At 63.0% G+C, this 14890-nt stretch carries 11 protein-coding genes; 6 read left to right on the top strand and 5 right to left on the bottom strand.

The window, feature by feature from the left end; genetic code table 11:
- Positions 1-3: 3 nt before the first annotated feature.
- Positions 4-1425, bottom strand: a complete 1422-nt coding sequence (locus EJ077_RS18880; RefSeq protein WP_208695600.1) for an MFS transporter — start codon at positions 1423-1425, stop codon at positions 4-6.
- Positions 1426-1706: 281 nt separating this feature from the next.
- Here EJ077_RS18880 and guaB point away from each other — a divergent pair, with 281 nt between their 5' ends.
- Genes guaB through EJ077_RS18865 form a run of 3 tightly spaced genes read left to right on the top strand, consistent with a single transcriptional unit; the run spans position 1707 to position 4228 of the window.
- The gene (guaB, locus tag EJ077_RS18875; protein WP_127279866.1) at positions 1707-3209 is read left to right on the top strand and encodes an IMP dehydrogenase; all 1503 of its coding nucleotides are present in this window, start codon (positions 1707-1709) and stop codon (positions 3207-3209) included.
- A 31-nt stretch (positions 3210-3240) separates the two neighbouring features.
- Entirely contained in the window at positions 3241-3783 is a 543-nt protein-coding gene (locus tag EJ077_RS18870; RefSeq protein WP_208695599.1) for a hypothetical protein, read from the top strand.
- A gap of 25 nt (positions 3784-3808) precedes the next feature.
- Positions 3809-4228 carry an MAPEG family protein gene (locus tag EJ077_RS18865; protein ID WP_208695598.1) on the top strand — a complete coding sequence of 140 codons (420 nt, stop codon included), beginning with the start codon at positions 3809-3811 and terminating at the stop codon, positions 4226-4228.
- Between the two features lie 53 nt (positions 4229-4281).
- Here EJ077_RS18865 and rnd read toward each other — a convergent pair whose 3' ends face one another.
- The 3 genes from rnd to EJ077_RS18850 form a co-directional block, all read right to left on the bottom strand.
- A complete protein-coding gene (gene rnd / locus EJ077_RS18860; protein ID WP_127279863.1) occupies positions 4282-5433 on the bottom strand; it encodes a ribonuclease D in 1152 nt (383 codons plus the stop codon).
- 75 nt (positions 5434-5508) lie between these two features.
- Entirely contained in the window at positions 5509-6753 is a 1245-nt protein-coding gene (locus tag EJ077_RS18855; protein WP_208695597.1) for an MFS transporter, read from the bottom strand.
- Positions 6754-6891: 138 nt separating this feature from the next.
- Complete coding sequence (locus EJ077_RS18850; RefSeq protein WP_208695596.1) at positions 6892-8118, bottom strand: MFS transporter; 1227 nt, start codon at positions 8116-8118, stop codon at positions 6892-6894.
- A gap of 115 nt (positions 8119-8233) precedes the next feature.
- Between EJ077_RS18850 and EJ077_RS18845 the strand changes: the two genes are divergently transcribed.
- Positions 8234-8992, top strand: coding sequence for a DeoR/GlpR family DNA-binding transcription regulator (locus tag EJ077_RS18845; RefSeq protein ID WP_208695595.1), 759 nt, complete (start codon positions 8234-8236; stop codon positions 8990-8992).
- Positions 8993-9126: 134 nt separating this feature from the next.
- Positions 9127-10917: an aspartate--tRNA ligase gene (gene aspS, locus EJ077_RS18840; protein WP_208703040.1), complete on the top strand. Its 1791-nt coding sequence runs from the start codon at positions 9127-9129 to the stop codon at positions 10915-10917.
- Between the two features lie 111 nt (positions 10918-11028).
- Here the strand turns inward: aspS and EJ077_RS18835 are convergent, their stop codons facing one another.
- Complete coding sequence (locus EJ077_RS18835) at positions 11029-12219, bottom strand: hypothetical protein (protein ID WP_208695594.1); 1191 nt, start codon at positions 12217-12219, stop codon at positions 11029-11031.
- Positions 12220-12550: 331 nt separating this feature from the next.
- Between EJ077_RS18835 and parC the strand changes: the two genes are divergently transcribed.
- Entirely contained in the window at positions 12551-14803 is a 2253-nt protein-coding gene (gene parC, locus EJ077_RS18830; protein WP_208695593.1) for a DNA topoisomerase IV subunit A, read from the top strand.
- The last annotated feature ends 87 nt before the right edge of the window (positions 14804-14890 follow it).

The raw sequence follows: 14890 nt of genomic DNA, 5'->3' as shown, positions 1-14890 counted from the left end.
GCTTCACTCTCCAGGCGATCTCACCGGTTCCAGCGTCTTGGGTGTCGTCAGCCGGCCATGGCCTGACACGGCGTTGCCGGCGTCGGGTGCCAGCCGCATGAACGACAGTGACGCCGCCGCCGATACTGCCGCCACGATGAAGAAGGCGGTATGGAAATCGCCCAGCGTCAGCGGGCCGCCATGGATCGAGGTCGAGACTTCCAGAACGCCACCGGCGAGTGCCACGCCGAGCGCGATCGAGAGCTGTTGAAACACCGCCGTGATCGGCGTCGCCTTGCTGGTGTCCTCTGCCGATACCTCGGCATAGGACAGTGCGTTGACGCCGGTGAAGAACATCGAACGGATAAAGCCGCCGACCAGCAAAATGGCCAGCATCAGCGCGTAAGGCGTTTCGGGGGTGAAGAGGCCGTAGATGGCGATCGATGCGGCAGCGACAAGCGAGCCGACGATCAGCACGCGGCGGAAGCCGACGACGCGGAAGATCAGCGCGGTGACGAATTTCATGCCGATGGCGCCGACCGCCGAGACGAAGGTGATCATCCCGGACTGGAACGGGGTCAGCCCGAAACCGATCTGGAACATCAGCGGCAACAGGAACGGTACGGCGCCAATGCCGATGCGAAACAGGCTGCCGCCAAGCACCGACGAGCGGAACACCTGGTTGCGGAACAGCTCAAGCGCCAGCAGCGGATTCCTGGCGCGGCGCGCATGCGTCAGGTAGAGCGCGCCCGACAGCAGCCCCACCGCGATCGTGATGAAGCCGGTGGCCGGCGGCAGATAAGGCAGGCTGACCACCGACAGGCCGAACACGACGCCGGATGCGGCAAGCCCGCTCAACACGAAGCCGATGACATCGAGCGGCGGCGTCTCGGTTGCTTCGGTTTCCGGCAGGAAGCGTGTGGCGAGCCAGATGCCGATCAGGCCGATCGGCACATTGATCAGGAAGATCCAGTGCCAGGTAAAATAGGTGGTGATGAAGCCGCCGATCGGCGGACCGACCAGCGGGCCGACGAGTGCTGGAACGGTCAGCCAGGACATGGCGGCGACCAAATCGCTCTTGGGCGTGGCGCGCACCAGCACCAGGCGCCCGACCGGGGTCATCATGGCGCCGCCAATGCCTTGCAGGAAGCGCGACACCACGAAGGCCGGGAGCGAACCGGACAGCGCGCAGGCGACCGAACCGGCAATGAATACCGCGATCGCCGCACGAAAGATGTTCTTGGCGCCGAAGCGGTCGGCCATCCAGCCGCTGATCGGAATGAAGATCGCCAGCGACACCAGATAGGCCGTCAGCGCCAGTTTGAGCGCGATCGGGCTGGTATGGATGTCGATGGCGATCGCCGGCAGCGATGTCGCGATGACGGTCGAATCCATGTTTTCCATGAAAAGAGCGACCGCCAGTATGAGCGGAATGGTGCGGTTCACAAAAACGCGTCCGGGCTTGATTCCAGATGTTGCCGACCTTGCCGGCACGCAGGGCGGGTATCACGGCTGGACCCCGATGTCGCATTAATTTGCTGTCACTTTTGTGCGATCGCAACCAGGGGTGGCGTTGCCAGGCTCGTCGTGATCCTGTTGTGCAACGCAATGATCGGCTTTTCATCCGTCCCGGGACGTGTTACCAGCCACCGCCAATCCTGAAAGGGAATAACGAGTCGGCGCTGCCCATTCCGGTCCAGCGCTTTTTCGCATTCAAAGGGCTGGCCATGGCAAAAATCATCGAAACGTCCACCGGCGCACTGGCGCTGACCTTTGACGACGTGCTTTTACAGCCCGGTCATTCCGAGGTGATGCCCGGCCAGACCGACATCCGCACCCGCATCGCCGGCGACATCGACCTCAACGTGCCGATCCTGTCGGCGGCGATGGACACCGTCACCGAGGCACGGCTTGCCATCGCCATGGCGCAGGCCGGCGGCATCGGCGTCATCCATCGCAATTTCTCGCCCGCCGAGCAGGCCGAGCAGGTGCGGCAGGTCAAGAAATTCGAATCCGGCATGGTGGTGAACCCGGTCACCATCGGTCCCGACGCCACGCTTGCTGATGCGCTGTCACTGATGCGCACCTACTCGATTTCAGGCATTCCGGTGGTAGAGAATGGCGGCGCCGGCGGCCACAAGACCGGCCGGCTGGTGGGCATCCTGACCAACCGCGATGTGCGCTTCGCTTCCGATCCGGCGCAAAAAGTCTACGAATTGATGACCCGTGAGAACCTGATCACGGTCAAGGAGAATGTCGACCAGGACGAGGCCAAGCGGCTCTTGCATCAGCACCGCATCGAGAAGCTGGTCGTGGTCGACAAGGCGGGCAATTGCGTCGGGCTGATCACCGTCAAGGACATCGAGAAGTCGCAGCTCAACCCGCATGCCACCAAGGATGCGCAGGGGCGACTGCGCGCCGCGGCCGCCACCAGCGTCGGCGATGACGGCTTCGAACGCGCCGAGCGTCTTATCGAGGCCGGCGTCGACCTTTTGGTGATCGACACCGCGCATGGCCACTCGCAGCGCGTGCTGGACGCGGTAACGCGGGCCAAGAAGCTTTCCAATTCCGTGCGCATCCTGGCCGGCAACGTCGCCACCGCCGAAGGCACGCAGGCGCTGATCGACGCCGGCGCCGACGCCGTCAAGGTCGGCATCGGTCCGGGCTCGATCTGCACCACCCGCATCGTGGCCGGGGTCGGCGTTCCCCAGCTTTCGGCCATCATGTCGGCGGTCGAGACGGCGCATAAATCCGGCGCCTCGGTGATCGCCGACGGCGGCATCAAATATTCCGGCGATCTCGCCAAGGCACTCGCCGCCGGCGCCAGTGCCGCCATGATCGGCTCGCTGCTTGCCGGGACCGACGAAAGCCCGGGCGAGGTCTATCTGCACCAGGGCCGCTCCTTCAAGGCCTATCGCGGCATGGGCTCGGTCGGCGCCATGGCGCGGGGCTCCGCCGATCGCTACTTCCAGGCCGAGGTGCGCGACACGCTGAAACTGGTGCCGGAAGGCATTGAAGGGCAGGTTCCCTACAAAGGACCTGTGTCTGGCGTGCTGCACCAGCTTGCAGGCGGGCTGAAAGCCGCTATGGGTTATGTCGGTGGCCGCGACCTTGCCGATTTCCGCGACCGCGCCACCTTTGTGCGCATATCCAACGCCGGACTTCGTGAGAGCCACGCCCATGACGTCACGATTACCCGCGAAAGCCCCAACTATCCCGGCGGAGCCTGATTCTTCCGGGCTTTGGCGCAACTTGACCGCCATGGTGCTGCGCTTGTCGCGCCATGTCGGGGCGCTCTGCTTTCTTTCGGCGGCGGTTTTCATTGCCATGACCGGGATGGAGTTCTTCTATTTCCGCCAGTTGAGCGGGGGCTTGGCCTCGCTCGACATGCGCTATTTCGGATTCACGCCCGACGAAGGCATGGCCTGGCTGACGGCGCTTGGCCGACGCGGCAGCGAGATCATCCTGGTCTGGCATTACCTGACCTTCGATCTTTTGTTTCCGGCGCTGCTGTCGCTGACGCTGGTCAGCCTGATCCTGGCAACTGGTCGGCGCCTGAAGGTTTTCCGTGTGCTGCCGGCGCAGATGCAGTCGATCTTCGCCTTGGTCCTGGTGCTGCCTTACACGCTCGCCGACTACGTCCAGAATATCGCCGTGGCGCGGCTTCTGTCAGATTTCCTCTATGCCAACCCGGACTCGCTGTCTTTCGCCTCGGCGCTGATCGTCACCAAATTCGCGCTTCTCGCCGTCCCGGTCATCGTCATTGCCGCTTTCTGGCTGACGGGCCAAAGACGTCAGAATTGAAGCCGAAAAGGGCAGGGGCCACTTCATGAACCAGACCACCATCTTCTGGCCGGTCCTGGCGCATGTGCTGCTGATCTACATCGTCTACTGCGTCCTCGGCCGTCGCCGATACGGTGCGGTCAAGTCAGGCGAAGCCAAGACAGGCCAATACAAAGTGCGTTCGACCGAGCCGGCGTCCAGCGTCACGGTCGCCGCCAATCTCAACAACCAGTTCGAATTGCCGGTGCTTTTCTACGTGCTGTGCCTGGCGCTGCACGTCACCAACGGCGTCAATTATCTGACCCTGGCGCTGATGTGGATCTTTGTCGCCTCGCGCTACTTCCACGCCTGGGTTCACCTGACCAGCAACGATCTGCGCCTGCGCAGGCGGTCTTTCTTTCTCGGCGCGATCATTATCCTGTTGGGCTGGATCTGGTTCGCTCTTCACCTGCTCCAGGTGGTTTGAGCAGAAGCGGCGCTGGCTCTCTTCTCCCGTGGCGGAGGAAGAGAGCCCGATTTCTACAGATCGAACACGGCTATCTTGCGCTTGTCGAACTTGATGCCGATCTCGCCGCGCACCAGTTTCAGCGCCTGTTCGCCGAACACGGCGCGGCGCCAGCCTTGCAGCGCCGGCACATCGGCATCCTCGCCTTCGGCAGCGATACGGTCGATATCGTCGCTGGAGGCCAGCACCTTCGAGGCGACGCCCTGTTTTTCGGCGACGATCCTGAGCAGCACTTTCAAGAGTTCCGCGGCCGCATTCGAGCCTTCGGGCGGTTGGAAGTTTTTCGGCAGTTTCGGCATCTGCTCCTTGGGCAAGGCGAGCGCCGTGTTGACCGCGCCGAGCAGTGCGGTCGCCGTCGAGGAACGTTCCCAGCCTTTTGGCGTGGTACGGAGTTTGGCCAGGGCTGCCGCATCGCGCGGCCCTTGTTGCGCGATCTCGTAGATCGCGTCGTCCTTGAGCACGCGGCCGCGCGGCACGTCGCGCTCGCGCGCCTCGCGTTCGCGCCATGCCGCCACGGTCTGCACGATCGCCAGCTCTTGCGGTTTGCGAAGTCGCATCTTCAGCCGCTTCCAGGCATCCTCGGGGTGCGGATCGTAGGTCTCGCGCGAGGTCAGGACGTCCATCTCCTCATTCAGCCAGTGAGCACGGTTTTCCCGCGCCAGCTCGGCGTTGAGGTGCTGATACACCTCGATCAGATGGGTAACGTCGGCCAGCGCGTAGTCGAGCTGCTTGTCGGACAGCGGCCGGTGGCGCCAGTCGGTAAAGCGCGACGACTTGTCGAGCCGCGCCCCGGTGATGCGCTGCACGAGTTGATCATAGGAAACGCTGTCGCCGAAGCCGCAGACCATTGCCGCCACCTGGGTGTCGAACACCGGATGCGGAACGAGATCGCCGAGATGGACGATGATTTCGATGTCTTGCCGGGCGGCGTGGAAGACTTTGACCACCGCCTCGTTGGCCATCAACTTGAAGAACGGAGCCAGGTCGATGTCTGATGACAGCGGATCGATCAGCGCTGTCACGCCGGGCGCGGCCATCTGGATCAGGCACAGGATTGGCCAGAAGGTCGTTTCGCGGATGAATTCGGTGTCGACGGTGACGAAATCCGACTTTTCGAAAGCGGCGAGAACGGTCTCGAGTTCTTTCTGGGTGGTGATGACGTGCATCAAATCGCTTTTGGCAGGAGTAGGGTCTTCCTAGATTTCAGCCGGGAAGGCTTTCGTCAAGCTGTGCTGCCACCGTCACGGCCCTTCCGGACTGTCTGGATCACTATTTCTCCTGGCCAGCCGCGCGAAAATGGTCGAGGTGCGCAACAGCGCGGTGAAGCGGCTGCGCTTGCCGGCCGGCACGCCGGACCGGGCCTGCATGCGGTAGAGGATAACGGCGATGAACACCGCGTAGACCGCGGCACTGAAGACAAACAGCGCGCTTGGCCCGAAATACTGCATCGCCGTCGAGGCCGCGAAAGGGCCACTAATAGCGCCGAAGGAATAGAACAGCATCAGGGCTGCATTGATCAGCACGAACTCGCCGGCATCCGCGCGATCATTGGAATGCGCCGCCGACAGCGAATAGAGCGGCATGGCGAAACAGCCGAAGATGAAGATGGCGATGAAGTTGGGCAGCGGATTGCTGCCGGCTATGAACACCAGCGCCAGTGCCGAAAGCATCGCACAGCAAGTTGTCATCAGCAGCACCCGCCGCCGGTCCCAGCGGTCGGAGAGATAACCGAGCGGATACTGGATGACCGCGCCGCCGAAAATGCCGACGCTGACGAAAGTGACGACGTCGGCGACCGACATGCCGATCTGCTCGGCATAGACCGGCGACAAGGTGCGAAACGCGCTGTTGGTGACGCCAACGGCAATGCAGCCGAAGCAGCCAAGCGGCGAAATCCGCCAGACGCGTGCCAGATCTAGCTTGACCTCTTCCGGCGGCGTCGGGTTGGAACGGTCGCCAAGTGAGACGGGCACCAGCGACAGCGTGATCATGATCGACATGATGGCGAAGATGCTGAAGCCGCCGGCACCGAAGACCGGAATCAGGAACTGGGCTGATGTCACCGATCCGGTATCGACCATCCGGTAGATGGCCAGCACGCGGGCGCGGTCGTGGTTGGTGACGCCTGAATTCAGCCAGCTTTCGACGATGGTGAATAGCCCGGCGAAACAGAAGCCGCCGGCAAAGCGCACGGCGCACCACATCACCGGGTCGAGGACCAGTACCAGGAGCAAGGTGCCGACCGAGGCGATCGCCGCCAGCGCCGAGAACGCCCTGATATGGCCGACCGCCTTCATGATGCGGGTGATGGCCAGGCAGCCGAGCAGGAAGCCGGCGAAATAGAAGGTGCCCATCAGCCCGATGTCGGACGCCGAAAACCCTTCCTGCGCGCCGCGCAGCGCGATCAGCGTGCTCTGCAGCCCATTGCCGCCGAGCAGGATGCCTGCGGCGAGAAGGAGCGGAATCAGCGGGCGGATGGAGGACATGAAGCGGCGATCAGGTATCGGTGATCCCTTCTTGAACCAAAGCGACCGTCAATGCCAGCGGACAATCCTTAGTTCTTGCGAGGCGACCTGCCTTGGGCAGGCCGCGCCAGCCGTCCGGTGGACGGGTAGGCGAGCCGCCTATGCCTCGTTGGCCCGCGCCAGTGCCTCCTCCCGCGTCCCGCTGGAGCCTGCCCTTGCGGAGGTGGCGGAAGAAGATGGCCTGGTGCCAAGCGAGCCGACGGTCAGCAGGCTGAGTATGATGAATGGGATGCCGATGCCGAAGGCCGAGCGGATGCCCCAATGGTCCGAGACGAAGCCAAGCAGCGGCGGGCCGAGCAGGAAGGCAGTGAAGGAGATTTGTGACAATGCCGCTACGTTGATCGCCGCGGGGCGATCGCTTCGCTGCGCGGCGGCCGAAATCGCCAGCGGGAAGATGGCGCTGCTGCCAACGCCCAGAAGCGCCAAGCCGAGCATCGAGATAAATGGCGCGGGCGAGAAGAAGACCAGGAAAACGCCGGCGGCCATCGTCGCCAGGAGGACGCGCGCCACGCCGCTTGGCGAATGGCGGTCGACGAAGCTGTCGGCGAAGAAGCGCGTCGTCGCCTGCGAGAATGCAAACAGCGCCACTGTGAAGCCGGCGACAAAGGGGCCGGATTCGAACACGGTGCGCATGTAGATTGCCGACCAGTCGATGCTGGCGCCTTCCAGCAGCATCGCCGAAAGCGTCACCGCGACGAGGACGAGTATAGGCAATGTCGGCCGGGCGAGCATGGGCGCCTTGTCGCCGGTAGCGGCGAAACGGGCAGGGGCCGGCTCGTAGCCGCCGAGAAAGATCGCCATCGAGACAGCCACTATGGGGACGACCAGCGTCAGATGGAGTTGCGGCGACAGGCCGAGATGCGCCATCGCGCCGCCGAACAGTCCGGCACCGAAGAAGCCCGCGCTCCAGAACGAATGGGCGCGGTTCATGATCCGGCGTTTGAGCTGGAATTCCGTCCTGTCGGCCTCGACATTCAGGATGATTTCGACGCTGCCGATCATCAGGCCGATGGGAAACAGCATCAGGAACAGTGCGACGGGATCCGGCGCATGCACGGCGATGGCATAGAGAAGCGCCAGCAGCGGAACCAGCGTGAGCAGCGCGCGGCGAAAGCCGATGCGCTCCAGGAGGGGCGTGGCCAGCGTCAGTGCGGTGAGGGTGCCGATCGGTGTCCCGATCAGGCTGAGCCCCAGCGTGCCGTCCGCGATGCCCATGGCATGCTTGATGTCGGGCAGTCGCGGGAAGATGTTGCCCATGGCGAACGAATAGGTCGCAAACCCGGCATAGACCCGGTGTTGAGGGGCAAGGTCGAGGCTGAAGCTCATCGCGGTGCTTTCAAAAAAAAGGCGGCTACTTTGTCCAGCAGCCAGACATGTCGACTTCTTGCATAAACGTGCAAAACATGCAAGAACGTGCAGAACAAGAAAACAGGATTCGGCAATGCTCACCGATCAAAGGCACCAGCTTATCCGTGACCGCCTTGCTGCGGAGGGGAGTGTCCTGGCCGGCGAACTGGCAAGCCGCTTCGGTGTTTCGGAAGACACCGTACGCCGCGACCTGAGGGAACTGGCGAAGGCCGGCGAGTGCCGTCGCGTTTACGGCGGCGCGGTCGCTTCCGCGCCCTTTGCAGCGGCAACGATCAGCCAGCGAGGCGGTCATGCGATCGAGGAGAAGGCGCGTCTGGCAAATGCGGCGGTCGCGTTGCTCTGCGCTGGAAAAAGCCTGTTCATCGATGGCGGCACGACCAATGAGGCGATCGCCAGGGCCATCCCGCGCGACATCGAGCTGACCGTAGCCACCAATTCGCTTGGCGTCGCCTCGGTCCTGTCGGATCATCCGCTGGTCGAACTGATCGTGCTCGGCGGCAGGTATGTCCGCGACCTTGGCACCTGTGTCGGAGCCGATACGCTGGCCGCCGTGGCGCAGCTTGGCGCCGACCTGTTTTTCCTGGGATCCTGCGGCCTTGATGCCACGCGAGGCGTGACTGCCTTCGATTCGGCCGAGGCCGAGGTGAAGCGGGCCATGGCGGGGAACAGCGCCGGCATCCTCATTGCCGTCACCAATGACAAGCTGGCCACCGCGGCGCCGTACCGCGTCGCTACTGCCGGGATGATCAGCCACCTCGTCGTCGAGAAGACCGCGCCCGCTGCCATCCTTGTCGATTTTGAACGTCAGGGCGCCCAAATCCACTTCGCGTGAACGGTAGAAGCCGCGAGCCTGTGTGACCGCTTGCCTTGACAAATCCGGCCTCCCATGCGCTTTTCGCGCAAATTTTGAGGCCGGGCCGTAATGCTTTGGCCTGCCACCCAGCACCCCGGACTTTATCCATGACAATGCATCGTTACCGCAGCCATACCTGTGCCCAGTTGAGAAAGAGCGACGTCGGCAGATCCGTCCGGCTGTCGGGCTGGGTGCATCGCGTGCGCGACCATGGCGGCCTGCTCTTCATCGACCTGCGCGACCACTACGGCCTGACCCAGATCGTCGCCGATCCCGATTCGCCTGCCTTCAAGGTCGCCGAGACCGTGCGCGGCGAATGGGTGATCCGCGTCGACGGCGAGGTCAAGGCGCGCCTGCCGGAGACCACGAACGCCAATTTGCCGACCGGCGAGATCGAGATTTTCGCCCGCGAGATTGAGGTGCTGTCCGCCGCCAAGGAGTTGCCGCTGCCGGTGTTCGGCGAACCGGACTATCCCGAGGACATCCGCCTGAAATACCGCTTCCTCGATCTGCGCCGTGAGACGTTGCATCGGAACATCGTGGCGCGCACGAAAATCATCGCAGAGATGCGCAAGCGCATGGGCGAGGTCGGCTTCACCGAATTCTCGACGCCGATCCTCACCGCGTCGTCGCCGGAAGGCGCGCGCGACTTCCTGGTGCCGTCGCGCATCCATCCCGGCACTTTCTACGCGCTGCCGCAGGCGCCGCAGCAGTACAAGCAATTGATCATGGTGTCGGGCTTCGACCGCTATTTCCAGATCGCGCCCTGCTTCCGCGACGAGGATCCGCGCGCGGACCGTCTGCCCGGCGAATTCTACCAGCTCGACCTCGAAATGAGCTTCGTCGAGCAGGACGACGTGCTGTCGACCATGGAACCCGTGATGCGCGGCGTCTTCGAGACCTTCGCCAACGGCAAGCCGGTGACGCAGAAGTTCCAGCGCATCCCCTATGATGTCGCCATGCGCAAATACGGTTCCGACAAGCCCGATTTGCGCAACCCGATCGAGATGCAGGCCGTCTCGGATCACTTCCGCGATTCCGGCTTCAAGGTATTCGCCAACATCCTGGCCAACGACCCGAGGGCAGAGGTTTGGGGCATTCCCGCCAAGACCGGCGGCAGCCGCGCCTTCTGCGACCGCATGAATAGCTGGGCGCAAGGCGAGGGCCAGCCGGGGCTGGGCTACATCTTCTGGCGCAAGGAGGGCGACAAGCTCGAAGGCGCCGGGCCGCTCGCCAAGAACATCGGCGAGGAACGCACCGAAGCGATCCGCCTGCAGCTCGGCCTTGCCGACGGCGACGCCGCTTTCTTCGTCGCCGGCGACCCGAAGAAGTTCGTCTCTTTCGCGGGCGCTGCGCGCAGCCGTGCCGGCGAGGAACTCAATCTTGTCGATCGCGAACGCTTCGAACTGTGCTGGATCGTCGACTTCCCGTTCTTCGAATGGAACGAAGAAGAGAAGAAGATCGACTTCGCCCACAACCCGTTCTCCATGCCGCAAGGTGGCATCGATGCGCTGAACGGGGAGGACCTGCTCGGCATCAAGGCGTTCCAGTACGACATGGTCTGCAACGGTTTCGAGATCGCCAGCGGCGGTATCCGCAACCATTTGCCCGAAACCATGGTCAAGGCGTTCGAGACGGTCGGGTTGGACCGCGCCACGGTCGAGGAACGCTTTGGCGGCCTCTATCGCGCCTTCCAGTATGGCGCGCCGCCGCATGGCGGCATGGCCGCCGGTGTCGATCGCGTCGTCATGCTCCTGGTCGGCGCCAAGAACCTGCGCGAAATCACCATGTTCCCGATGAACCAGCAGGCCTATGATTTGTTGATGAACGCGCCGTCGGAAGCTTCGCCGCAGCAGCTTCGCGAACTGGCGCTGCGCGTCGCGCCGACCAAGAAGGACGCCTGACCGCTTCGGTTTTCACTTCAGGAACTTGCTCGAACCGGTTCTTTCGATTCGGCAATCCAACAAAAAGCCCGGCATCGCTGCCGGGCTTTTTTTGTCCTGAGGCCGTTTCGATCAGTCCTCGTTCGCCTTGACGCTGACGCCGAGCGTCTTCGGCAGGTCGAGCGGGTTGGACATGGCGCCCGCCATGATCAGCGCGAACGGCACCGATGCCGGCGGCTCGGCCGAGATTTCGAGGCTCTTCGGATCGTCGAGATATTTGCTGACCGCAGCGGTCACCTGAGCGGTCAACTCCGGATTGTTGAGCTGCGCCATGCCGAACGGCACGATTGCCTTGGCCTGGTTGGCGATGTCCTTGGCAGACATGCCTTGCTGCTTGCCGACATAGTCCAGCACCTTGCCGGTCAGCGAATCGTCGTCGAAGCGGATCGAGGCGCTGTTGAACGAAAGCTGCTGCAACAGGCCGAGCATCGCCATGCCTTGCGCCGAATTGTCGGCGCCTTCCGGCTGCGCGGCCATCTTCTTTTGCATTTCCTGCAGCGACTTGATGAAGTCGATCGTGTAGCCGCCAAGGTCGAAGGTCATGCCGAGTGTGCCGGCGTTCTCGACGGAGATGTCGTATTTCGACAGTTCCATCTTGCCGTCCGATGGCTGCCAGGTGCCGGCCATCTCGAGATTGCCCGAGATGTTCTGGTAGCCGAGCGCGTTGATGACCTCCTTGGACTTGGGGTCGTCGACCAGCGAGAGGTCGGCCGTGAACTTCTCGGTATTGGCGGTGAATTCCATCGCCTTGCCGTCGGCGGGCGGCGTGATCTCGATGGCAAGGCCGTCCATCGAGAAGGCGGTCTTGTCGGCCACCTTGACCGTCATGTTCGACAGTTCGGCGGATTTGTACATCATCAGCGAACCAAGCGGGCTGGTGGAGCCGTCGGCCGGTACCGTCATGTCGTGGATGACGAAGGGACTGAGATCGAGGGTGACGCCGTCCTTGCTGTGTTCGAAGGCCGAGGTCGACACGGTGCCGATCTCATACCCGCCATTGGCTTCGGTGACGTTCTCGAGCTTGACGTCGCCGATCGCCAGCGCTTCCTTTTCCGCGGCCGGTTTCACCGACACGCCCTGCAGCACCATGCTGGTGTTGTCGCCGGTCACGCCGGTCCAGGAGATGTCGACACCCTGTGCGGAGAGCGCTGCCTTCAGCCGGTCCGCGACCGCAGCGTCCTGGGCAAGGGCCGCATTCAGCGGCAGTGTGAGCAAGAAGGTCGAAAGAGCGAATTTCCGGAGAGTTGAGCGTTTGATTGTCATCGCAAGGTCCCTGAGAGTGTCCTGAAATTGTTTTTCAATTCTTTGCGCCATCACCATTCCGTGACGAACTGGACGGGAAAAAGGCGTGTTCCGGCACAATGGTCGAAAATCGCGGTGAAAGGCAAACCCGATCCGAACGCTATTGGAGAATGCGGTGAATTTGGCATGAAGGTCGGGCCGCCAGCGTGCTTCGCAATAGATGCGGCATGTAACAGAATGATGTTGGACGGCAAGCTCGACCTTGCGGGTTCCTGTTGCGGAAACGTGCGCAAATCGACCGGTCCGGCGTGCGCCTCTTGCCGCGAATCACCCGCTCGGCTAGGTCCAGCCCATGGGAAAAAGGCTTTTGCCGCCTGACAATGGCGGTGGCGATCATATCGAACCGGTCGATCTGAAGAAGGCGCTGGAAGAGCGCTATCTGGCCTATGCGCTGTCGACCATCATGCACCGGGCGCTGCCGGACGTGCGTGACGGGCTGAAACCGGTCCATCGCCGCATCATGCACGCCATGCGCCTGCTGCGCCTCAATCCCGACCAGGGTTTTGCCAAATGCGCCCGTATCGTCGGCGAGGTGATGGGCAAGTTCCACCCGCATGGCGACCAGTCGATCTATGATGCGCTGGTGCGGCTGGCGCAGGATTTTTCGATGCGCTACCCCCTGGTCGACGGCCAGGGCAATTTCGGCAACATCGACGGCGATAACGCGGCCGCCATGCGCTACACCGAAGCGCGCATGACCGACGTGGCGACCGAATTGCTTGCCGGCATCACCGAGGACGCGGTCGACTATCGGCCGACCTACAATGAAGAGGACGAGGAGCCGGTCGTGCTCCCCGGTGCCTTCCCCAATCTCTTGGCCAACGGCTCGTCCGGCATCGCGGTCGGCATGGCGACGTCGATCCCGCCGCACAACGCGGCCGAGCTTTGCGACGCCGCGCTGCACCTGATCGAGCATCGCGATGCGCCGGTGGCGAAGCTGATGGATTTCGTCCAGGGCCCGGATTTCCCGACCGGCGGCATCATCGTCGACAGCCGCGCTTCCATCCTCGAAGCCTACGAGACCGGCCGCGGCGGCTTTCGCGTGCGCTCGAAATGGAGCCAGGAAGACCAGGGCAGGGGCACCTGGAGCATCGTTGTCACCGAAATCCCCTATGGCGTGCAGAAGGCGCGGCTGATCGAGAAGATCGCCGAGCTGTTGATGGCCCGCAAGCTGCCGCTGCTCGAGGATATCAGGGACGAAAGTGCCGAGGACATCCGCGTCGTGCTGGTGCCCAAGAGCCGTTCCGTCGACCCAGGCATCCTGATGGAATCGCTGTTCAAGCTGACCGAGCTCGAAAGCCGTTTTCCGCTCAACATGAATGTGCTGTCGCGCGGCAAGGTGCCCAATGTGCTGTCGCTGAAAGGCGTGCTGCAGGAATGGCTTGATCACCGCCGCGATGTCCTCATCCGTCGCTCGAAACATCGCCTTGGCGAGATCGAGAGGCGGCTGGAAATCCTAGCCGGCTACCTGATCGCCTATCTGAACATCGACGAGGTGATCAAGATCATCCGCGAGGAGGATGAGCCTAAGCAGGTCATGATGGCCCGCTGGTCGCTCACCGACACCCAGGCCGAAGCGATCCTCAACATGCGGCTGCGCGCTTTGCGCAAGCTGGAGGAATTCGAGATCCGCAAGGAATTCGATGGCCTGACCGCCGAGAAGAAGCAGATCGAGGCGCTGCTGGCGTCCGACGCCAAGCAGTGGTCGACGATCAAGTGGGAAGTCACCCAGGTTCGCGACAAGTTCGGCCCGGAGACCGAGCTCGGCAAGCGCCGCACCCAGTTCGCCGATGCGCCCGAGCACGACCTGACCGACATCGCCCACGCCATGATCGAGCGCGAGCCGGTCACCGTGGTGGTTTCGGAAAAGGGCTGGCTGCGGGCGATGAAGGGCCATCTGGCCGATCTCTCGACGCTGACCTTCAAGGAGGGCGATAGCCTCAAGCTCGCCTTCCATGCCCAGACGACCGACAAGGTGCTGGTCTTCACCACCGGCGGCAAGTTCTACACGATCGGCGCCGACCGGTTGCCGGGCGGCCGTGGCCATGGCGAGCCGATCCGCATCATCGTCGACATGGACAATGACCAGGACATCGTCACCGCCTTCGTCCACGATCCCAAGCGCAAGCTGCTGCTCGCCTCGTTCGACGCCAACGGCTTCATCGTTCCGGAGGAAGAGGTGGTCGCCAACACCCGCAAGGGCAAGCAGGTGATGAACGTCAAGGCTCCCGACGAAGCCAAGCGCTGCGTGCCGGTCATCGGCGATCATCTGGCCATCGTCGGTGAGAACCGCAAGATGCTGGTGTTCGCGCTCTCGGAAATTCCGGAGATGGGTCGCGGCAAGGGTGTGCGGCTGCAGAAATACAAGGACGGCGGCCTTCTCGACCTCAAGCCGTTCACGCTGGAGACCGGTCTTTCCTGGCAGGATTCGGCCGACCGTACTTTCACCCGGTCGCGCGAGGAACTGGCCGAGTGGATCGGCGCGAGGGCGTCGGCAGGGCGTATGGTGCCGAAAGGTTTCCCGAGGACGGGCAAATTTGGGTAGCCAAGCGCCTTTCCTTCTCCCCTTGTGGGAGAAGGTGGCCTCGCGAAGCGAGGTCGGATGAGGGGTGCTCCAGGGAACACCGACGCC

The organism is Mesorhizobium sp. M8A.F.Ca.ET.057.01.1.1 (genome assembly GCF_003952565.1).
Lineage (GTDB): Bacteria > Pseudomonadota > Alphaproteobacteria > Rhizobiales > Rhizobiaceae > Mesorhizobium.
Note: the sequence above shows the minus strand (reverse complement) of the source record. Positions and strands in the feature narration are given on the sequence as shown.